Source organism: Stenotrophomonas sp. AN71 (assembly GCF_050435725.1).
Taxonomy (GTDB): Bacteria; Pseudomonadota; Gammaproteobacteria; order Xanthomonadales; family Xanthomonadaceae; genus Stenotrophomonas.
Genome location: NZ_JBNDKU010000001.1, coordinates 413,171 through 433,229, shown reverse-complemented (window position 1 = coordinate 433,229; position 20,059 = coordinate 413,171). Strand labels below are relative to the sequence as shown.

At 63.5% G+C, this 20,059-nt stretch carries 21 protein-coding genes and 1 pseudogene; 15 read left to right on the top strand and 7 right to left on the bottom strand.

The genetic code is table 11. The annotated features are described in order from the left end of the window. Positions 1-261: 261 nt before the first annotated feature. On the bottom strand, positions 262-1,188 hold the full coding sequence (locus tag ABH900_RS01880) for a hypothetical protein (RefSeq protein ID WP_429620752.1): 927 nt from the start codon (positions 1,186-1,188) through the stop codon (positions 262-264). Positions 1,189-1,379: 191 nt separating this feature from the next. On the opposite strand from ABH900_RS01880, the gene ABH900_RS01875 reads away from it, so the two are divergent. From ABH900_RS01875 to ABH900_RS01865, 3 genes are all read left to right on the top strand, one after another. Beyond that, on the top strand, positions 1,380-1,532 hold the full coding sequence (locus tag ABH900_RS01875) for a hypothetical protein (RefSeq protein ID WP_429620750.1): 153 nt from the start codon (positions 1,380-1,382) through the stop codon (positions 1,530-1,532). 84 nt (positions 1,533-1,616) lie between these two features. Continuing rightward, the gene (locus tag ABH900_RS01870) at positions 1,617-2,318 is read left to right on the top strand and encodes a lasso peptide biosynthesis B2 protein (protein WP_429620748.1); all 702 of its coding nucleotides are present in this window, start codon (positions 1,617-1,619) and stop codon (positions 2,316-2,318) included. Between the two features lie 13 nt (positions 2,319-2,331). Further along, complete coding sequence (locus ABH900_RS01865) at positions 2,332-4,173, top strand: asparagine synthase-related protein (protein WP_429620746.1); 1,842 nt, start codon at positions 2,332-2,334, stop codon at positions 4,171-4,173. Here the strand turns inward: ABH900_RS01865 and ABH900_RS01860 are convergent. From ABH900_RS01860 to ABH900_RS01845, 4 genes are read right to left on the bottom strand one after another with little or no spacing between them, the layout of a single operon-like run. Continuing rightward, on the bottom strand, positions 4,170-4,880 hold the full coding sequence (locus ABH900_RS01860) for an ABC transporter ATP-binding protein (RefSeq protein WP_429620744.1): 711 nt from the start codon (positions 4,878-4,880) through the stop codon (positions 4,170-4,172). The genes ABH900_RS01865 and ABH900_RS01860 overlap by 4 nt on opposite strands. A 12-nt stretch (positions 4,881-4,892) precedes the next feature. Further along, positions 4,893-6,251, bottom strand: coding sequence for an ABC transporter permease subunit (locus ABH900_RS01855; RefSeq protein WP_429620742.1), 1,359 nt, complete (start codon positions 6,249-6,251; stop codon positions 4,893-4,895). Beyond that, the gene (locus ABH900_RS01850) at positions 6,248-7,711 is read right to left on the bottom strand and encodes a DUF3526 domain-containing protein (protein WP_429620740.1); all 1,464 of its coding nucleotides are present in this window, start codon (positions 7,709-7,711) and stop codon (positions 6,248-6,250) included. Before ABH900_RS01850 ends, ABH900_RS01855 begins: the two co-directional genes overlap by 4 nt. 10 nt (positions 7,712-7,721) lie before the next feature. Next, entirely contained in the window at positions 7,722-10,106 is a 2,385-nt protein-coding gene (locus ABH900_RS01845) for a TonB-dependent receptor plug domain-containing protein (protein WP_429620738.1), read from the bottom strand. Positions 10,107-10,353: 247 nt separating this feature from the next. On the opposite strand from ABH900_RS01845, the gene ABH900_RS01840 reads away from it, so the two are divergent. Continuing rightward, positions 10,354-11,976, top strand: a complete 1,623-nt coding sequence (locus ABH900_RS01840) for an ABC transporter ATP-binding protein (RefSeq protein WP_429620736.1) — start codon at positions 10,354-10,356, stop codon at positions 11,974-11,976. 137 nt (positions 11,977-12,113) lie between these two features. On the opposite strand, the pseudogene ABH900_RS01835 reads toward ABH900_RS01840, so the two are convergent. After that, positions 12,114-12,266, bottom strand: a pseudogene (locus ABH900_RS01835) (DUF3693 domain-containing protein); the annotation flags it as partial. Positions 12,267-12,587: 321 nt separating this feature from the next. Here ABH900_RS01835 and ABH900_RS01830 point away from each other — a divergent pair. The 10 genes from ABH900_RS01830 to ABH900_RS01785 all read left to right on the top strand — a co-directional run bounded on the left by ABH900_RS01830 (position 12,588) and on the right by ABH900_RS01785 (position 19,174). Beyond that, positions 12,588-12,764, top strand: coding sequence for a hypothetical protein (locus ABH900_RS01830; RefSeq protein WP_429620734.1), 177 nt, complete (start codon positions 12,588-12,590; stop codon positions 12,762-12,764). Between the two features lie 371 nt (positions 12,765-13,135). Next, positions 13,136-14,014 carry a rolling circle replication-associated protein gene (locus tag ABH900_RS01825; protein WP_429621404.1) on the top strand — a complete coding sequence of 293 codons (879 nt, stop codon included), beginning with the start codon at positions 13,136-13,138 and terminating at the stop codon, positions 14,012-14,014. Beyond that, positions 14,011-14,301, top strand: a complete 291-nt coding sequence (locus ABH900_RS01820) for a single-stranded DNA-binding protein (protein ID WP_429620732.1) — start codon at positions 14,011-14,013, stop codon at positions 14,299-14,301. Before ABH900_RS01825 ends, ABH900_RS01820 begins: the two co-directional genes overlap by 4 nt. 237 nt (positions 14,302-14,538) lie before the next feature. Next, positions 14,539-14,778, top strand: a complete 240-nt coding sequence (locus ABH900_RS01815; RefSeq protein WP_152682148.1) for a hypothetical protein — start codon at positions 14,539-14,541, stop codon at positions 14,776-14,778. A gap of 15 nt (positions 14,779-14,793) precedes the next feature. After that, positions 14,794-14,922 (top strand): hypothetical protein, encoded by a 129-nt coding sequence (locus ABH900_RS01810; protein WP_257473253.1) that lies wholly within the window; start codon positions 14,794-14,796, stop codon positions 14,920-14,922. A gap of 315 nt (positions 14,923-15,237) precedes the next feature. Continuing rightward, the gene (locus tag ABH900_RS01805) at positions 15,238-16,449 is read left to right on the top strand and encodes a hypothetical protein (protein ID WP_429620729.1); all 1,212 of its coding nucleotides are present in this window, start codon (positions 15,238-15,240) and stop codon (positions 16,447-16,449) included. Continuing rightward, positions 16,446-16,769, top strand: a complete 324-nt coding sequence (locus ABH900_RS01800; protein WP_049445231.1) for a DUF2523 family protein — start codon at positions 16,446-16,448, stop codon at positions 16,767-16,769. The genes ABH900_RS01805 and ABH900_RS01800 overlap by 4 nt, the downstream gene beginning before the upstream one ends. Further along, positions 16,766-17,974: a zonular occludens toxin domain-containing protein gene (locus tag ABH900_RS01795; RefSeq protein WP_429620727.1), complete on the top strand. Its 1,209-nt coding sequence runs from the start codon at positions 16,766-16,768 to the stop codon at positions 17,972-17,974. Before ABH900_RS01800 ends, ABH900_RS01795 begins: the two co-directional genes overlap by 4 nt. Further along, complete coding sequence (locus ABH900_RS01790; RefSeq protein WP_429620725.1) at positions 17,971-18,597, top strand: TraX family protein; 627 nt, start codon at positions 17,971-17,973, stop codon at positions 18,595-18,597. The genes ABH900_RS01795 and ABH900_RS01790 overlap by 4 nt, the downstream gene beginning before the upstream one ends. A 148-nt stretch (positions 18,598-18,745) precedes the next feature. Next, positions 18,746-19,174, top strand: a complete 429-nt coding sequence (locus ABH900_RS01785) for a hypothetical protein (RefSeq protein ID WP_429620723.1) — start codon at positions 18,746-18,748, stop codon at positions 19,172-19,174. Positions 19,175-19,226: 52 nt separating this feature from the next. On the opposite strand, the gene ABH900_RS01780 is transcribed toward ABH900_RS01785, so the two are convergent. Continuing rightward, entirely contained in the window at positions 19,227-19,565 is a 339-nt protein-coding gene (locus tag ABH900_RS01780; RefSeq protein WP_429620721.1) for a DUF3653 domain-containing protein, read from the bottom strand. Between the two features lie 298 nt (positions 19,566-19,863). On the opposite strand from ABH900_RS01780, the gene relB reads away from it, so the two are divergent. Then, complete coding sequence (gene relB / locus ABH900_RS01775) at positions 19,864-20,058, top strand: type II toxin-antitoxin system RelB family antitoxin (protein ID WP_108267280.1); 195 nt, start codon at positions 19,864-19,866, stop codon at positions 20,056-20,058. The last annotated feature ends 1 nt before the right edge of the window (position 20,059 follow it).

The following is a 20,059-nucleotide window of genomic DNA, read 5'->3' as shown; positions in this document are numbered from 1 at the left end:
AATGTGTCCGCTCTTGGCCGATTCGAAAACACCCACCTGTTCCCGATGATGCTAGAAGCATGGAGTGGGGCTCGCCACCCGGCATAACGCCCTCCACGCAACGTGAAATTTTGCAGTAACGACCCCAAGTCGTTTGCAGGACAGTTCTCTTGAAAAGAAGAAATATGCTCGTGGAGACGAGCTTCATGTTGGCGTCCCTCCTGGCGTCGGCATCAACTCCGTTTCTAACAACATGACCTCATTAAACGAAAACGGCAATCGCTAGAGAGAGGGTACCGTGATCCTCTGTAGATCAAATTTTGCTCTAAGGGCGTAATGCTTGCGGGTGACCTGTACGGTGCTGGTCAAGCGCGGATCCAGATAGTCCTTGAACAGCGGCGGGCGCGAGGCGCCCAGATAGAACGGCCGATCCTGCTTGACCGCTGCCGGCAACAACACGTCGGACAGGTCGCTGTCGGACGCGTCGGTCACCAGGCAGGGGGCATGGCGGAAGCCGAGGCTGCGCAGCAGGTACAGGCGGTGGGAGCCATTGGTCAGGATGATCCGGCGACCCACGCGGGTGGCGCTGATCAGGTTGTCGCTGAAACCCAGATAGATGACAAGGGCATGGCTGGCCGCGCCAACCGGCTCGTAGCCGGTGATCGAGGCCGGATCGAGCGTCGCCACATCCAGGAAGCGCAGGTCGTTGGACGCGGATGCGAAGGTGTAGCTGCCATCGGACTGGGTAAAGCGCACGTCCGGGTGGGCGTGGCGTCCGCTGCGCGACACCAGGTCCATGATCTCCTGCGCGTCGGGCGTTGCGGACAGGGTCGCTGCAAGCTGGTCGATGTGGCGCAGGTTGATGCATTCCTGGAAGACCACCAGCCGGTCGATCTCCACCATCTGCCAGCTACGCGGCGTCAGGCTGGTCATGCGGTGCATCGACGGCTGCCGCAGGGCCTGCTCGGCCAGTGGCAGCAGTTCGTCCGGCAGCGGGAGGGCTTCGACCGCATTGGCGTCATCCGCTTCCTCCTGGAGAAGGCCACGCACCACCGCGCGGGCGTCCCGCCATTGCTCCACCAGCATCGCTTCGTCGAAGTGTCCGCGCGGGCAGCGCTCCCTGACGAAACGGATGAACTTCGGCAGCGGAAACAGGCCCTTCAGCAGAAGGGTGGGATCCAGGCCATCGTCATTGATCTCGGTGGGCATCCAATTCGCTCTCTGGAGACGGGCAGCAGGGGCGGCAGATGGCGTCGATCGTCACGCCAAAATAATATGTTATATCGTAACATTTCGGTGCCTTGACGGCAATCGTCCTGAAACACGCATGACGATGTTGGCTGGGCTGCTGTGCATCCATTGCATCGCGTGGATGCATCCACTGACTAGAGGAGATGTTCATGAACGAACTGATTGAGCTGGGCGTAGTGGCTGGAGAGCAGAATCCCGCAGACCAGGGTGAACTGATCGAGCTGGGCTCGGTGGTTTCCGAAACGAAGGCGCACAACCACGGCACGTTGTGGGATGGCGTCTTCCCGACCACCTCTCCCTGATCCCTCGCACCACGCATGACCTGCGGTGCATGCCCCCCGCATGCACCGCTTTGATGTCTCCAGCAGCAGGAGAACACCCACGCGATGGAACAGCACGCGGCCCCGTACTTTCTCTCCAGGCAGGCGCACGTCTGCGTGACCGGTGACGCGATGGTGATCCTCGACCAGGCCTCCGGCAGGTATCTGTCCATCGACCGTCGCGGCGCGGCAGGGCTCGGTGGGCTGGTCCTGGACTGGCCTCTGGCGCCGGAGGGAGCACCGCCTCCCAGGATGCTCCAGTCACTGCTTGACCGGCGCCTGATCACCCGCGATCCGCAGCGTGGAAAATCCGCAGCCAGCCCCGTAATCGAGTTGCCACGTTATTGGGTGCGCGAAGGCGAACCCAGGGGGTGCCCGCAGATCACCGCCGCAGATGTGGGCAGGTTCCTGGCCTCGGTCGCCCATGCCGCGTGCAGCAGGACCTTCCTGCCTTTCCGCTATACGGTCGCCGCAGAGAGCAGGCGCGGGCAGGTCTCCGCGCCGGGCGCGGTGGACAGCGAGGAGCTGGCTTTCAGGGTGCGCGTGTTCGATTGGCTACGGCCGATCGCCTTCCGGAAGACCGACGAGTGCTTCCTCTACTGCCTGGCCATGCGCGAGTTCCTGTCCTGGTACGGGATCGTTCCTGCCTGGGTGTTCGCGGTCCGGACCCAACCGTTCGCAGCGCATTGCTGGTTGCAGCACGGTGATCAGGTCCTGACCGACATTCCTTTCAATCTGCGCCGGATGGTTCCCATCCTCGTGCTGTAATCCGGGCTGCCGCATGTACCGATACATCGCTGTGCTCTGGAACGCGCATTCCGAATCCGCAACGGCCGAGGCCGCGCAGGCCACCGCACGGATCGAAGACGGTCGCCCCGGGATTGCCTGCGTGATGAGGGAGCGCGGCGCTGCGATCTATGCCCAGAGTGACAACCCTGGCTATTTCGAGTGCCACCGATCCGGCTCGCTGGCCGTACTCGGCAAACTGTTTCACAAGGCATTCGGTGCCGATACCGTTCCCGCGCAGGCATTCCTCGATGCCGACTCGGCGGACACCGCCTGCAGCACCCTTGGCAAAAGCATCGTGGAGCAGTACTGGGGGCGCTACGTGGCATTCGGCTACCAGCAGGACACTTCCAGCTGGTTCGTGCTGCGCGACCCCACCGCGGAAATTCCGTGCTACATGACGACGGTCGACCAGCTGACCGTCGTCTTCTCCAGCATGGAAGATTGCCTGTTGCTGGGCGTGCGCGACTTCAGCGTGGACTGGTCCTTCCTGTCCTACTCGCTTCTGTTCCCGTTCCGCGATGGCCTGCAGACCGGCTTCGAGGAGATCACCGCCATCGAGGCCGGAGAGGCCGTGACAATCCGCGATGGCCAGCCCGTCGGCCGGCAGTGCCAATGGGATGTGGTGCGGCTGGCCAGCGAGGCGCCGATCGAGGATCTCGAGGAAGCCGTACACCTGGCTCGCTCCACGTTGCTGGGCTGCATCGGCGCGCTGGCGAGCCAGCATCGATACATCCAGTTGCAGCTGTCCGGTGGGCTGGACTCCTCAATCGTCCTCGCCGGCCTGCTGCGTGCACCTTCCGCACCGGAAGTGAAGTGCGTTCACCATTACGACGCCGGCATCGGCGCCGACGAGCGTCTGTTCGCGCGCATGGCGGTTGCAGGTGCCAGCGAGTCATCCGGAAGAAGCTGTGAGTTCATCGAATACCAACGGCAGCCGCACTGCGCGCTGGAAGAAATCCTGGACTTCCCACGCACCGCCCGTCCTGCACACTGCTCGGGCTATCTGCTGCATCGCCACGACGTTGCTTTCGACGGAGACACGGTGCAGTTCACCGGTGTCGGTGGCGATGCGGTCTTCCTGCGCTTCAAGGGCAATGCGGCCGCCATCGACTATGCGTGGCGACGTGGGATCGACCGCGATTTCCTGCGCGTCGCATTCGAAACCGCGCAATCGGGCGACTCGCTGTACGGGGTAGTGAAGGATGCGATCCTCCACGGGCTGTTGAAGCGGCCAGCCATCATCAACGGCCGCTGGGGAAATCCGTGCGAATGGGTGAAGGTGGACGCGTCCGAACACGATGGCACGCCGCCGGCCTGGCTGCGGCATGCGCGCGCGAAGGGACACCGGGTCTCGCCGCAGAAGCTGGCGCATATCGGCCGGATGGTGTTCCCGACCAGCGTGCTCGATCCCTTCGAAGGAGCAGGGCGCTGGCACGGTGTGTCACCGATCAGCGCGCAGCCTGTCGTGGAGCTGTTCGCCCGCCTGCCGCTGCATCTGCTGATGGCCGGCGCCGAGGACAGGACGATTGCCCGCCGTGCCCTGCACGGGCTGCTGCCTGAGGCGCTGTTGTCGCGCAAGGTGAAGTCCTACCTCGACGATCACTCGGTTGCCGTCACCCAAGGGCATCAGCGGTTCATCAGGGGTTTGCTGGTGGATGGCGTGCTGGCGCGTCGTGGCTACATCGACAGCGCATCGGCCGACGCGGGCATCCGCACGGTCAGCCCGGATCACGCATCCCAGGTGCTGGGCATCTTCGGCCCACAGGTCAACATCGAAGCCTGGCTCAGGCGTTGGGCGGGCCGGCCGGGCGTGCCGGCAGCCGGAGTGGCCTAGATGCTCCGGCTCATTTCTTCGAGGTAGAGACTCTCAAGGTCATTGGCGGTGATCGTGCTGGCATCCAGCGTCCTGCGCAGCCGGCCGGCCTGCATCAGGCCGATCGTCGTGGCCACTTCGCGGGCACGGAACAGGTCGTGGGTTGCCATCAGGATCGCGGTGCCGCGATCACGCTGCCGCACGATCAGATCATGGAACTCCGCTGACGCGGTTGGATCCAGGCCGGAAGTGGGCTCATCAAGCAGCAGCGCCTTGGCCTCCTTGATGATGGCCAGCGCAATGCCGACTTTCTGCCGCATGCCCTTGGAATAGAGGCCCACGCGCCGCCCGAAGGCCTCGGGGGCCAGCCCGGCAGACCTGAGTGCCTCCTTCAGGCGAGCGGGCGAGCGCTGCTCCACAGCGGCCAGACGGGCGAAGTAATCCAGGTTCTCATAGCCGGTCAGCTCGTCGTACAACGCCACCGTCTCCGGGATGTACAGCAGCTGCCGGCGCACCTCCTGTGGCCGCTCGCACGCGCTGATTCCGTCGACCTCGGCCGATCCGGACGTGGGCTTCAGGAAGCCGAGGAACAGCTTGATCGTGGTCGACTTGCCGGCGCCGTTGGCGCCCAGCAGGCAGAAGATCTCGCCGGGCCGCACCGTGAAGCTCACATCATCGAGCGCCCGATGCGTGCCATGTTCCTTGACCAGGTGCTTTGCAGACAGCATGCGCGTTGTTCCTCAGTGAATGGCCAGCCGACGACGCATCGACCAGGCCGCGATCAGGAGAATCAGGGTGGAGACGGCCAGTGCGGCAAGGTCGGCCAGCACACCCCGCTGCAGAACGCCCGCCGTTTCCTGGAACGCGAAGCGGGGCAGGGCGTCATACTCGGCGAGCGTCTGTGGCGCGTCCCGGTCCAGGTAGGCCTTGTGCAGCAGCCGGCGCGCCTGCCAGAACGCGAGAACCTGATGCTGGAAGGCCAGCGCCCGGTCGGCATCCGAGCCGGCAAGGCGGTCCAGCGCATCCTGCACCGCAACCGAAGGCAGCAGCAGGCGCATCCGGTCAAGCGCGCGGCGACGCACGTCCTCGGCCTGTGCGTGCGCGGCGATCATCGGTGCCAGCGCCTGATCGGCCATGACCAGATCCGCGAACGCCACGCGCACTGCGTCAGGAATGCGTGGCGACGGCGAACGCGGGACAGGGGGCTGTGTCGAGTGGCGCAATGATTGATGCCTGGCGGTCTCCGCCAGTTGCGCCTTTACGTTGGTCGCGAGCTGCATCTGTGACGGTGGCGGAACCCTCAGATTCACTGCCGCCAGGGCCAGCGACGGCGCCATCACCACGATCAGCAGCCACAATGCACCGGCCGCAATGGCCGCCTCGGTGGTACGCCGGGCGAAGCAAGCGATGAGCACGGCCAGCGCCAGCCAGAAGCTGCCGTAAGCGAACACGATCAGGGCCAGCACGGCGAGGCCGGCAGGACGCGCCGCCCCGGAACCGGCAGCGACTGCGGTGATGATCATCGCCGCAGGCAGCAGCACGACGACGCCTCGGGTCAGTGCCTTCACCGCGATCAGCCGTCCCACGGCGGTGGGCTGTGACAGTACCAGCGCCGCGATGCCACGCTCGCGTTCGCGCGACCAGAGATCGAAGGTCGCGGCCAGGATGACCAGCGGCAGCAGGAACACGATGACGAACGCCAGATCGAAACGACCAGCGGCCTGTGCAGCGGGATTGCCGATGTCGGACCACACGTGCCTCAGCAGCTGGGTCTGGTCACCCAATGCAACCACATCGGCGGTGTAGGGGTAGGCGTCCGCCTGTCCGATCGACAGCGTCGCCATCGCACCGGGCGGAAGCACAGGCTGCACGCGTGGCAGTACCGAGGGCGCCTTGCCGACGAATCCCCGGCTGCGGTCCTGCGTATCCTGTTGTTCGGTCTTGATCAGGGCAATGGCCGCTTCCCGCTGGCCGACCCATGCACTGCCATTCCACGCCGCGTAGGCCGCCAGCACCACCAGCAGGCCACACAGCACCGGCAGCGCCCGGTCACGCAGCAGGCGACGGATCTCATGGCCTGCGATGGACAGGCTGCTCATGACGTACCCCCGAGGTGCCGCGCCGAGGTGAACACCAGCCCCAGGGCCAGCAGTACCCAGCCGAGCAGAATGGCCAGATTCACCGACTGCGCGCTGGCGATATCGGCCCACTGCGGCGGCTGCGGGCTATACACCACCGACCGGGTGATGGTCGCGATATCGGCCAGATGCTTGCCGCCATTCGCGGCCTTGTGCTGCTTCACCTCCAGGTTGAGTGCCTGGATCAACCGGTAGCGATAGTCTTCGACGCCGCGCAGGAACGCCAGGTGTGCAGGGAAATCCGTGCGGGCCAGCGCCCGTGATGCCGCCTGCAGGGCGATGGTGGGGGATATCGCCGCGAACGCGCGTTGCGTGCTCTCCTGCTGCTGGTAGGTGGCGTAGACGCGTTCGAAGTGCCGGTTGTAGGTCTGCGAGGAGTTCGCCTCGGCGAATTCCAGCGCCACGCCGCGGAAGTTGACCGGAAGATCATCCACATCGCGCACCTGGTAGCGCGCCAGCATCTCCGCCCTCAGTGCATCCAGCCGTTTGTCCGCAGGATCATGGCCATCGGCGCCGTTCTCCGCGTCCTCGGTAACGGCCGCGCGGAACGAGGGCACGGACGGCGTTGGGTGCAGTGATTCTGCCAGCGCGGGAGCCACCCGCGGCACGAGCAGGGTGGCCAGCACCCAGAAGCCGAGCAGCACGACCAGCGACGTGCGCGCCGAACTGAAACGCGCAGAGCCCCCGATCGTGATCGCGCAGAACACCAGCAGGTAGAGCGCGTAGGCAACGACCATCGCCGCCAGCGCCATGATGTCGGCCATGCCGAAGTTGCGCCCGGCCATCGCGGGAAGGCTGACGAGCAGCAGCGCGAGGATCAGCAACAACGACGCGGTCACCAGCGCGATCAACCGCCCACCGATCAGCACGTAGGCCGATGCACCACTGCCGAGCTCCTGGCGGAGCGTTTCGCGGGCGACATCGCCGGACAGGCTGGCGAACCCGGCAAGGATGATGAGCAGCGGCGCCACGACCTGCAGCGCCCAAGCCGCGGAGAAGCCATCGAACCGGCTGAGCGCGGTGCCGGCTTCGATGGGGCGGTGCCGGGCCGGGTTCTGCGCATGGCCTTCGATGAACACCGAGGTGCCGACGAAATCCGTGATGCCCGGATCGAGCGCTGCCAGCGGCCGCACCGGCGCAGGAATGGCGCGCCCCTCATGTGCGGCGGCATGCGGATCTATCGTGCCCTGGCTGTCCCACAGCCCCGCTTCCTGCTCCGCTACGGCCTGGCGTTCCAGAGTCTGCTGGGCGAGTCGCGCAGCGCCGGTGGCGACCGACGCACCGGCCAGCAGCAGCAGGGTCAGCGCGAGCCACAGCAGGCGCCGCTCGCGCCACATCAGCTTCAGCTGGGTCGCGGCAACGACCCGCGCCTGGCCGAAAGCCGACGTGGATGCAGGGAGAGTGGGGGAGGGGGCGCTCATCGAGGTCGCCCTACCAGCGATGGGTCAGGGTCATGGAAAGAAAGCGGCCCAGTGCGGTCGCGTTGGTGGGGTCGAATCCGGTATTGATGCCGTTGACGATGAAGGGCGGATTCCGGTCGAGCACGTTCTGCACGTTGAAGGCCAGCGAGGTGCCTTGCTCTGCGCCTGCAGAACCGTTGAAGTCATACCTGAGATTCAGATCGACCGTCGTCCACGAGCTGACATGCGAGTCGGCCCGGTTGGCGGGATCGCGATAGCTGTCCACGTAGTTCACGAACAGGCCGCCGGCCACCTGCTGGCGGCTGACGGCAATACCGCCGCGAACCTTGAGGTCGACCGGGAAGTACACCCTGTTCACCGCGTCGATCTCGGGCGAGGTCGCTGTCACGCGGCGCTTGGAATCGATGATGTACTGGCCGGCAACGTTCAACGCGATGCGGGTCTGGCCGGCGTCGAACCCGTAGGAAGCGTTGAAATCGATGCCGCGCTGCGCGGTGAATGCATTGTTGCGGAAGCGGTTGTCGAGGATGACCTGGGTGTTGGTTTCATCCGTTCCCGGGGGCAGGGCGTACGGGCCCACCCGCGAAACGAACAGCCCCTGGCCCGAGATGCCGAGCTGGCGCGCCTGTTGGATCTGCTGCGGTGTCGGATCGATGGTCAGCAGGTCCGCATAGGGCGCGGTGGACTGCAGGAACAGCGACGGGAAGCTGCCGCCGAAGCCGCTGCCGATGCGATCGGCATACTCGATGTCATAGTAGTTCGCGTCGATCCTGAGACCTGGCACGGAAGGCGGCGCGAACGAGACGCCGCCGGTCCAGGTCTTGGCGCGCTCGGGGCCGAGATCCGGGTTGCCATTGGAGAGCATCATCAGGACGGTGTTGCCGTTGGCGGCGCTCGGGTTGGGCACGTTGGCCACCACCACGGTGTTGTTCAACTGCATGTCCTGGTACACCGGCGCCCGGTAGGAGCGGCCGTAGCTGCTGCGGAACGTAAGCCCTTCGGTCGCCTCCCACAGCAGGCCAAACTTGGGGTTGAGCGTGGAGCCGAAATCGCTGTAGTCGTCGTAGCGTGCCGCCGCGGTCAGCGACAGGCGGCGGACGCCGGGCATGTCCTTCAGTAGCGGGATGTTGAGCTCAGCGAAGGCGGATCTGACCGTGCGCTGCAGATCCAGGGGTTTCTCAAGGCCGCGGTGGTCGAGCAGTTCATAACCATCCCGACGATAGCCGGCACCGAACGCTGCGCGCACCGCTCCAGCCGGAAGGCTGAACAGCTCGCCGTCGGCAACCACTTCAAGGTAGCGCGATTCGGAGTTGGTGTTGGTCGGTGGTGCGGTGCTGGCCGAACTGCCGGTGATGGTGGTTCTCTGGTAGGAGACATCACTCTTGCCGAACCCGGAATCCAGGCGTGCCTGCCACTGGCGGGGAAGCTCCAGGGTCAGCCCGGCGAACAGATCGAACTGCCGCGTGTGGGGGAACAGCCGGGTTTCGTCGGCGGTCCCGGAAATGGTGGTGTCCATGTCGCGCTTGGCGAAGGAGCCGGTCAGGTTGAGCGTCAGCACATCGCTGAGCGCCTGCACCCCGTCCAGGTACAGGCTGTGCCGCTTCGAGCCGGGATAGATGTCGTAAGGCTTGACCGTGACGTTCCTGGAAAAGTCCTTGTCGACCGCCGCCAGGTTGGCCTGTTTCAGGAACTCGTAGCTGGCCATCAGGTGGCCGCCGTCCCAGGACCAACCAGCCGACTGCGATGCCTGGTACTCATCCATGTTGCCGCGGGTGACGCTGCCGTAGCGCACCGAGGTTTCGTAGCCGGTGAAATCCCTGCGCAGGATGATGTTGACGACGCCGCCGACGGCATCGGTTCCATAGATGGCAGAGGCACCATCGGTGAGGATCTCCACGCGCTCGATGGCGCTCAACGGAATCAGCGAAATGTCGACGTACTGATAGCGGTTGGAGGAGGTCACGCGATGACCGTTGATCAGCGTCAGCGTGGTGCCGGTACCGAGGCCGCGCAGGTTGATGGCAGTGCCCTGGCCGAAGTTGTTGCCGGTATCGCGGTCGACCCCGAGGTTGCCGACATTGGCGCCGTTGGCACCACCGCCAAAGTTCTGCGGCAGTTTCTCGAAGAGCTGCTGCAACGAGGCCACTCCCGTGCGGTCAATGGCCTCCCTGTCGATCACGATGAGTGGGGATGCGCCGCCACCGATGGCATCGCGGATGTTGCTGCCGACGACCAGTACCTTGTCCAGCGTGGCGGTGGCAGGATCGGATCGACGGGCGTCCCGGCTGCTGGGAACGGCCGCGTCCTGCGCCATCGCTGGCACAGCCACCTGCAGGGCGGCGGCAAGGCCGGCGACTACCAGTGCCGCCGGTCTGGAGGTAGATGCGTTCTTCATGCCCCGGTCCATCGATCCCATCGGAAGTCCGTCTGCGGCACGAACCATCGCGCCTTTAATGGCGATGTTATATCATATCATTAAGGGCGAGTGAGGAAGCTCGTCAGTCCCGCAGGCGAGGGCAGGCGCACCGCCCCACAGGAGCCATTGCATCGATGCCAAACCCACGCTGATGAGAAGGCTCGCGCTCCCGCCGCCGGTCACCGAGATCCTTTCCGCGTACTGGAAGGCTGATCGCAGGCTGCTGATGCTGGTCGCAGCCATCGTTGTGCTGTCCAGCCTGGTCGCGGTGGCCGCGCCATATCTGTTCTCGCGCCTGATCGACCGCATCAGCATGGACGGCGCCCTCGCACTGGCGGGATGGTTCGTGCTCTACGCAGTGATGCTCGGCGCCGGCAGCATCCTGCAGAACACGGTGCAGTACCTTTCCTTTCTCAGTGGCGAGAATCTGGGCTTCATCACCAGCACCCGATACTTCGCGCGCCTGCTGAAGAAGACCAGCAGCTTCTTCCTGGACTACAACGCAGCGGAACTGCAGGTGGCCGGGGAGAAGGGGCGGGGTGCGCTGAAGATCGTGGTCCAGCTCGCACTGGTCGTGTTGATCCCCAGCAGCCTGCAGATTCTGCTGACCCTGGTGACGCTGGGTGCACTGATCAACCTGCAGGTGGTGGCGATCGTGCTGGGCTACGGTTCCGTTGCCGTCACGCTCTCTGCCATTGCCACCCGCCGAGCGCGGATCCATCGCGAAGCAGCGGTCGAGGCGGGCCAGCAGAATGCGCGTTTCGTTGGCAACGCGATGAACGCCATGGAGACGTTGAGGCAGTTCGGCGGCAGCGCCTGGATGATCCAGCGCTTTGACGACAAGGCCCAGCAGGTCCGCGACAGCTGGCGTGCCTATGTCCTGCAGCGCATCGGCTTCATCGCGCTGCTGGGCATCGGCCTGGCCGTCGAGTTCATCGTCACCTTTGCGCTGCTGCTGCCGCGCTACCACAGCGGTGACCTGAGCGTTGGCGACATCGTTCTGTTCAACCTGCTGCTTCTGCAGCTCAACATGCCCTTTGAAATGATCGCGCGCTCGATCGATGACGTCGCCCGTTCCTGGAGCCTGCTGGCGCCGCTGTCGGCCTTGTGGGCGGCACCGGAAGAACCACCGGCGCTGAAGGCCGCCACATTCTCCGCAGGAAGCGGCCAGATCGAGTTCCAGCACGTCAGCCACCGCTACGAAAATGGCCGCGGCGTCCACGATGCCTCCTTCCACGCCGGACGTGGCGGCATCACCTTCCTGATGGGGGAGACCGGCGCAGGGAAGTCGACGCTGTTCAAGCTGGCGCTGAAGTCGATCGAACCCCAGGGCGGCCGGATCCTGGTCGATGGGATCGACCTGGCGCAGATCGATCGAGCCGCGTGGCATGCCGCCATCGCCGTCGTTCCGCAGGACGTGATCCTGCTCAACGAGAGCCTGGCTGACAACATCCTGCTGGGCCGGCCGCGCGATGACGCGCAACTGCGACATGCCGCTGGCAAGGCTGCGATCCTGACGCTGATCGATGGCCTGCCAGAAGGCTTCGAAACGACGGTTGGCGAGCGTGGGCTGAAGCTCTCAGGTGGCGAAAGGCAGCGCATCGCTATCGCCCGAGCACTTTATGACCATCCTGCGGTGCTGCTTCTGGACGAGGCAAGTTCGGCGTTGGACGAGGCCACGGAGCGCGAGATCATGGCCTACATCCGTGCATTGGCTGAGGACGTGACTGTCCTGGCCATCACGCATCGATGGAGCGTGGTGACCGCAGCTGATCGGGTGATCGATCTGACGGGTGATCGGAGCTGTGGTGGATCTTCATCCGCTGACGCCATTTCTGGAGCTGCGTAGCGGTTGGTGAGAGCCAGATTGGGGGCTGAGCATGAAGAGCCAGCCCATGAGCTGGCCAGGATTCGATCTGGTCCCCCTAGGATGCATTGAACATAATATACAGAATGCGGCTGACCGGAGCTGGAAAAGCCCTGTGAATCAATGGCTTTAGCGCGGGCGACGCCTGGTGCTGTGAACACTACCAGCGCCAACACGGCGGCGACCGCGCTCAACCTGTCCAACGCGAGGCGCCACATCTTCCGTTCTGCCGGGGAAGTGGCGCGTTCGGCGTGTAGCCGTGCCGTCCACATCGGGCCGTCGAGCTTCGCGATCTCGCAAATCTGCGCAATTCGCTCATCTGGTACCGGGTAGAGGCCGTTCCGCCATGCGCTGATGACGGCCCTCGTAATCCCGAGCTTCTGGCTCAAAACATTGTCCGACGGGACTCCGGCGCCCTTTTTGGCGGCGTCGAGCATTTCCTGAACGGCGGTCATGTCTTAGGTTCCCTTGACAGGCTTGTATTAGGGCAACTATACATGCCGCGTGTCTTAGCTTGCCTAGACACCCCGCCACCGGCACCCCAAGGCCGCTGGCGGGCTCCCTTGGGGTAGGGGCTTGGGGCGGGGTAGGGCATGGACAACGCGTTCCTCATCATCGTTCTGGCCGTCGCGTGCATCAGCGTCGGCATAGTCCGTATCGGCTCATGGGTCATTGCCCATCACGAGCAAGAGCAGACCCGAGTTCTTCTTCAGCAGGTCTACGCGGCCTGCGCAATCGCCCAGGTACGTGCGGAGGTGCGTCGTGGGTGACCTTGCAGACTATGCCGCTATCGTTGGCGTCTGGATTCTGATCTGCATTCCGATCGCATTGGCCGGCGTGACCGAAAGGCGCAAGAAATGAGCGCCTTCCTCGACCGCCTCTACTGCTGGTTGTTCCGTTTGCCCGCGTGTACTCCGGGTCACTGCTATTGCCGACGCACCTGCATCTGCTTGATTCAGGAGCCGGAAGAATGAGCGCCGTCCAGCAACTGCATTGCGCCTTCTGCGGCAACGTCGCCACCTACCTTTTCAAGGGCGGTTGCTGCTACGAGTGCACCGAATCCGATGGCCGTATTGAAATCACCCCTGCACCTGTTGACCCGCGCTCGCCAGAGTTGCTGGCATTCGACTTGTCCGTTGCTATGGACAGGGCAGGGCAGCGCAGCGTGGAAATTGCCAACGAAGACATGCGCCGCGCGCAGCGCGCTTCTGGCACGTCCCTGCAAGAGTATTTCCGTGTCGGCGAACTGCTGAAGGGCGACGGCCGCGCAGCGGCCGACGCCCTTGGGCTTGTCTATTACAAAACAAGTGACACGCCGGCCCGTCTTGGCCGGGTCACCATCGAAATTGATCCCCTTCTTGCGAAGGCGCAGCGGCTGCGAAAGTCCGTCATCACCGGAGCACGGCTTCATGACCAAGAGGCGCAAAAAGGTTCGCGCCGTGGCGCGTGGTACTTCCTCACGCTCACCTACCGAGACGGAAGCGATAGCAGCCCTCGTGACGTTAGCGAACTACTTAAACGCATGCGCGGCTACTTCAATCGCGCTCGAAATCGGCGAGCACGGTGGAACGGTGAAGTGTTCCGTTACGTCTGGGTCGGCGAACTCACTCAGCGACTCCGTCCGCACTATCACGTGATGGTGTGGGTGCCGAAGGGCATGTGGTTCGGAAAGATCGACCAGCGTGGTTGGTGGCCTCACGGCATGAGTCAGATCGAAAAGGCCCGCAACTGCGTGGGCTATCTCGCTAAGTACGCGAGCAAATTCACCAGCGTCGTAGCAGGCGCATTCCCCAAAGGATTCCGTACCAGCGGCGTCGGCGGACTCAATGAAGAGTCCAGGCGCGAACTGCGTTGGTGGAAAGCACCGAAAGAGGCCCGTGAGGCACTCGGCGGTGATGCAGACATCCGCAAAACCAAAGGCGGGTGGTTCGACAAGGCTACCGGGGAGTTCTGGCCGTCCCCGTGGAAAGTCACATTCGCATTCGGCCGGACTATCGCTTGGAAGGTAATCCCACTATGAAAGTTCAGATCATGACCGAGCAGGTCGAAACCCGTTCGTTCCCGGCTCGCGATGGCAAGGCCGCAACCAACTTCCGCGAGCAGAAAGCTGCCGTCATTCGTGACGGTGATTTCCCGCTGCCGTTCAAGCTCACGCTGGACGACGACCAGCAGCCCTACAAGGTCGGCACCTATGAGTTGTGCCCGACCTCGTTGCAGTCGAGCAAGTACGGCGGCCTTGAGTTCGGTCGTCGCATTCGCTTGCTCACGCCGTCGCCCGCACCGGGCCCGGTCGTAGCGAAGGCCTAATCCATGCCAGACCCGGTCTACATCCAGTCGTGTGCGGTCCAGAACATCGGCACCGATGGCGTCTGCGCTGTGCCGGTCTGGATCGAAAACCCTCAGCCAGTCCTGCCACCGCTCACGCTGGCTGAGGGTACGCAAGTCGCATTCGCTATCGCGGCCTGCTGGGCACTGGGCGTCGTTTTCAGACAGTTCGCCCGTGTGTCCCGTGAGCGGTTCTAACCAACCTCAGAGAGTACAACCATGAAGATGAACAAGATCGCGAGCAATGTCGTGTCCTTCGCCCGTTCGACCGCTGGCAAGGTTGCCACCGGCGCAACCGCCTTGGTCGCCACCGGTTCGGCCTTCGCCAGCGGCGGGCCGGCCGAGGCCATCACCGCCGAAATCACCAACGGCAAGTCCAGCGTCAGCGGCATTCTGGTCGTTCTGGCCGGTGTGCTGGGCCTGTTCCTGCTGTGGTCGATGATCAAGCGCGCCAAGTAATCGGAGCCGGGTGTCATGCCCGTGCTGGTAGCGGTGATGGAGGTCCTCGCGACGGCCGCTTCGGTCATCGCGGGGATTCTCTCGGTTCTCGCAGCGGTGAAGGGACTGTTTCTGCTGTGGGGGAACATCAAACAGGCCAAGTAGGGGCGCACGTCGCCCCTACTTTTTTGGGGGTCCTATGGGCTATTTCGTGATCGTCGCAGTGCTGGGGGCGCTATGGCTTGCCTTCGATACCTGAGGATTCGTAGCACCGCGCTACTGCTGGTACTTGCTTGCGGATTCCTTCTCTCTCTTGTGGCTCCTGCTGATGCCAATGCGGCAGCCGCCTGCACCGATCCCAACGGGACGTGCGATGAGGGTGAGGCGTACCAAGCCGCGTGGGCATACATTCGCCCAGTAGCACAGGCGCAAGGCGCCGGGTACGTTGCGTGTGTTGATTCCACTGGCAGTACGACGTTCGTGGCTGCCGCGTACAGCGGCTATTGCGGTTCCGGCTATCGCGTCGGAACGCAGACGTTCTATTTCCGCATGCGGTGCAGTGCTCGCCTGGACGGCGAAGCCGGGATGATCAACGGCAGGATGTATAGCGGCGGCGTCTGTAACAAAGGGTGCAAGGTTCAACCCAATCTTGATCCAGCTACGAACTTTACGCTTTCAGATGCCGCAAATCCGGATGGCATCCCTATTCGTCGTGGCACTTGGAAAGCGACTGGCGGCGTGTGTGATAGCGAGTTGCCTCCGCAGCCTGAAAAGAAGGATGAGTACTGCCATCAGGCAGGCGCTTACAACGTCTGCAAGTCCAAGGACAAGACCTGTATCAGCACGGCAAGTGGCTTTCGTACGTGCGCGAGTGATACCAACAACAAAACTGGGCATACGGAAACTAACACCCAGCGCACTGAGGCAGCGTCAATCAGCGCGCCGAACACGTCACCGAACCCGCCGACCAATCGCCCGGGCGAGGATTGGAAGCCCTCCGGTGGCAATACCAACATCACGAACAACAACACCGGCAGCACTACCAACACGTCCAATTACGTCAACAACGGTAAGCCAAATGGAAATCAGCCCACGCCGGGCGACGGCTCGGGTCCGGGGCAGGGCGGCAGTAACGGAAACGGTGGCACGCCCGGCGAGGGTGGCAACGAGGGCAATGGCAACAGCGCGGGCGGTGGTGGGGATTGCAAGACGCCCCCCACCACCAGCGGCGATCCGATTCTCGGCATGATCGCGTCGCAGACCTGGGCAACGCGTTGTGCGACGGAGAAAGGCAATTCCGGCACCGTGACCGGCGACGTGGGCAACTGCGATGCGCCATTCTCGGTAACCGGCGACAGCCTGCAGGCGAACCAGCTTCGCGCCCAGCGGGCACAGCTGTGCAGCGGCAAGCCCGGCTCCGGCGAGGGCAACAATGGTGATCCGCATGAGGGCGCCGAAGACGTCGACGGGCCCGGCAAGTGGTCGTGGAAGTTCGATGAGAGCTTGATCGATAAGAGCGGCTTTGGCGGCGGCTCCTGCCCTCAGTTCGGCACCGTGGACTTTGGCCGATTCGGCGCGGTGTCTCTCGACAGCGTTACATGGTGGTGCCCGCTGGTTGCAGCGATGCGCGCGGTGATGCTGCTACTGGGCGCCTTCATTTCGTTCCGCATCGTCTTTGGAGATGGGTCATGACTATGATTTGGGACTGGATCACGCGCGGCGTGAACCTCGTTTGGACGGTTCTGTTCGGCGGCATTGGCAGGATCGTCACCAAGGGGCTGTCCGTGGCCGGTATCACGCTGGTATCCATGAATCAGGTGCTTCCGCAGCTGAAATCCTTCATCAGCGACTATGTCGGCGGCCTCCCTGATTGGGCGCACAACTTCTTGGGCGCGGTAGGCTTCGATCAGTTCATGACCATGGTGCTTTCCGCGCTGTCGGTGCGTTTCATGTTCAAGATCATCCCGATGCCCACCTCCGCTGCTCAACAGCTGGGAGTGACCAAGGAATGATCTACTGGTACACGGGCCAGCCTGGACACGGAAAGACGCTGCATGCGATCGATCATGCAATCGACTTCCGCAATGAGGGTCGCTTGGTCTACGTCTGCAATGTGCGTGGCTTCAAGCACGACGAAGCGCGCATGCTGCCGATGACACCGGAGCAGTTCTGCGACTGGCCGAACTTCCTCCCTGACGGCGCGGTGTGCGTTGTCGATGAGGCCTATGAACATGGCATGCTGCCCAAGCGGCGGCCCGGCTCGGCAGTTCCGCACCACGTTGAGCAGCTGGCGAAGCATCGTCATCGTGGCTTGGACTTCATCTTCGTCAGCCAGTCACCTGATCGGCAGTGCGACGACTTCGCGCAAGACCTCATTGAGCGACACGTCCACGTGCGTCGGCGATTCGGTTTGCCGTTCGCGCATCTGCGCACTTTCGACCGTTACGAAAAGAACCCTGAGAAGGGGCATCCGCTGATCTTGAAACGGGTCAAGCTGCCCAAGCGTCCGATGGGTCTGTATGAGTCCACCGTGATGGACACCAGCGAGAGGTCCATCCCCTGGTACTACCCGGCAGCTGCTGCGCTGCTGCTCGCGGTGATCGGTGGTGCGTGGTGGTCCGTGAATCGCGTGCATGCCCAGCTATCGGGGGAGCTTGATACGGGGCAACCCAAGGCAGAGGCGCCGCAAGCGGCGGAGAACGGAGCGGGAGCGACGGTCGCAGCCGCGCCGCAAGCCGACAAGCCCCCTGCGATCACCCGAAGTAGCGACTACGTGGCATGGGTAACGCCGCGAATTCAAGGTCAGCCGTGGACCGCGCCCGCGTACGACAGCCTTTCGATTCCGACCAACCAGCCGCCCCGGGTGTACTGCATGGCATCCGGTGATGGCCTCGACGCCAACGGCGAGCATCAGATCGGGCGTTGCAGCTGCAAGACGGAGCAGGGCACCACGTACGTTATGGATCAGGAACAGTGCCGCATGGTTGCGGTCAATGGGCAATACGAGCCGTTCCTCGACACCAATCAGGCTGAGGCGCGCCGCATGAATGACTATCAGCAGTCGGCACACTTTCAGGAGGAATCCCGCCGGATCCGCAGCGAGGCCGCAGGTGTCGCGCTACAGCACGTCGAGCGCAGCATGGGCAGCTTCCCCGAGTCGCCGCCTCATGCCACCACCAGCTACATGACCACGGCACCGGGGCCGAACAAGCTATGACCAGCAGCGCACGCGAGGTGTTGAAGTGGTTGGCCGTCGTTCTCATGACGTGCGACCACGTCGCTAAGGTCATCTATGGCGGCTATGTGCCAGGTCTCAGCGAGGCGGGCAGGGTGGCGTTCCCCCTGTTCGCGTTGGTGATGGCCTACAACCTCGCCCAGCCCGGCGCCGACGCGGTCAAGTCGGTCCGTAGACTCGGCGCGTGGGGGCTGATCGCGCAGCCGGTGCATGCCTTGGCGTTCGGGTACTGGTTGCCGCTCAACATCCTGCTCACGTTCGCCCTGTGTGCCGCTGCCATTTATGCGGCCGGCCAGCGCAAGTGGGTTGTCCTGGCATTCGCCGCGGCGGTGCTGCCAGCATTCGTGGACTACCAGTGGGCCGGGGTAGGGTTCGTGTTGCTGGCGTGGCTGGCCTTCCATCGGGGCCAGCACTGGCTGCTGATCCCGGCGTTCGCCGCGATCTGCTGGTTCAACGGCAATCTGTGGGCGCTGGCGGCGATCCCGGTGGCGTTGGGCCTGTCTCGGGTGGCGTGGCCGGTTCCGCGTGGCCGGTGGGCCTTCTACGGCTACTACGTGGGCCATCTGGCTTGCCTCGGGCTGGCTGCGCTTATACTCGCGCCATGACCCTGCGCCGCTACTTCGATCTGCACTATTGGGTGGCCCGATGCATGGATCGGGCCTATGCCCGCTCCCGCACTCGCCAGCTTCAACGCTGAGGCGGTAAGCTTCGCCCCAGCTACAGGGGGAAGTCATGGTCACAAGGATTGCAGCATTGACGCTGCTCGGTGCGCTTAGCCTTGGTGTTGGCGCTGAGGAGCCGGTCAATCTCGTTTACAAGTGCGTCAACAAGGCCGGAACGCAGTATCAAAGCCAGCCTTGCGCCAAGGGTGAGACGGTGCATATCCGCTTGGCCGATCCCGCGCCTTTATCGACTGAAGCGGCGGCCGCCAATCAGCGCTACCTGGACGAACTACGTCAGCAGAATGCGGCCGCCATTGCACCTCGGCCTGCACCAACGCGGCCTGTCTATCGGAATGGCGGCGGTGGTGCCCGTCTCCACAGTATTTCTCAGTACAAGGACCCGGACGCCTGCGAAGCCGCCAAAGCCGAGCGTGAGCGTGTCTTTCGCATGTACGGCTCCAACCGGCCTTATATGGTCGGTCGCCAGATGGACGACAAGGTCTGGTCCGCCTGCAAGTAGCGCCTCGCCAGCCATTGCCGGGGTGTAGGGGCAGCGCCCCTACGGAAGCGCCTCACACGCGCTGGCGGCGTTTCGGCCCCGGTACCGGCAGGACTGCCGCTGGTGGCTCGGCGTCGGGGCCAGCCATCGCCACCGATGACCGCTTTTTCCGGCGCTGTGCCAGGGCATCAGAGAGGTTCACCACGCTGGCGGCGTTGAAGGACAAGGGTTTCCGGGGCTCGCCGATCGCTCGGCCGCTCTCCATCATCCGACGCCATTCCTGTGCCTGCGCAGCGGTGAGCGACAGCCAGGCCAGATCCTGCGGTTCGAGCTCGCGGCCTTCGGGTGTGACCAGTCGGCCAGCCTTAAACGAAAAACCGGCCCAAGGGCCGGTTAGGTTCCGATCACGCACGATCAGGCTCCATGCCAGAGTAGGAGCCGGGGAGACGGCAAGAGCCGTGCCAGCCATGCCAAGATGATCTGAACATAATATACATTATGCGAAAAGGTATTAGGCGCTTCAGTCAGCGCTGGTCCTCCTTCGTCGGCTCCGCATGTGTCAGTTTTCTTGGTTCTTGTCCTTTTGCTTAGGATCGTGCCCCTTGTTGATTCTATTGAGAATTTTGAGGCGCTCAGGGACACGATCCTAAGTAAGCAAGTATGTGTCCGCTGTGATTCTATGCATCAGACAGTTGGAGTACGCTCTTTCCATGGTCAAGACCAATTCCGGCAGTTCCGAATCTGAGTCACCTGAAGTGGCCGAGAGCTACAACCAGTGGCTCCGTGAAAAAATTGAGCGCGCCATTGCCGATACACGACCGGCGATTCCTCACGATCAAGTGGTGGCGCGTGTGCAGGCGAGAATCGATGCGGCCAGGATACGTCGGAAAGCTGCAGAAGATTGAT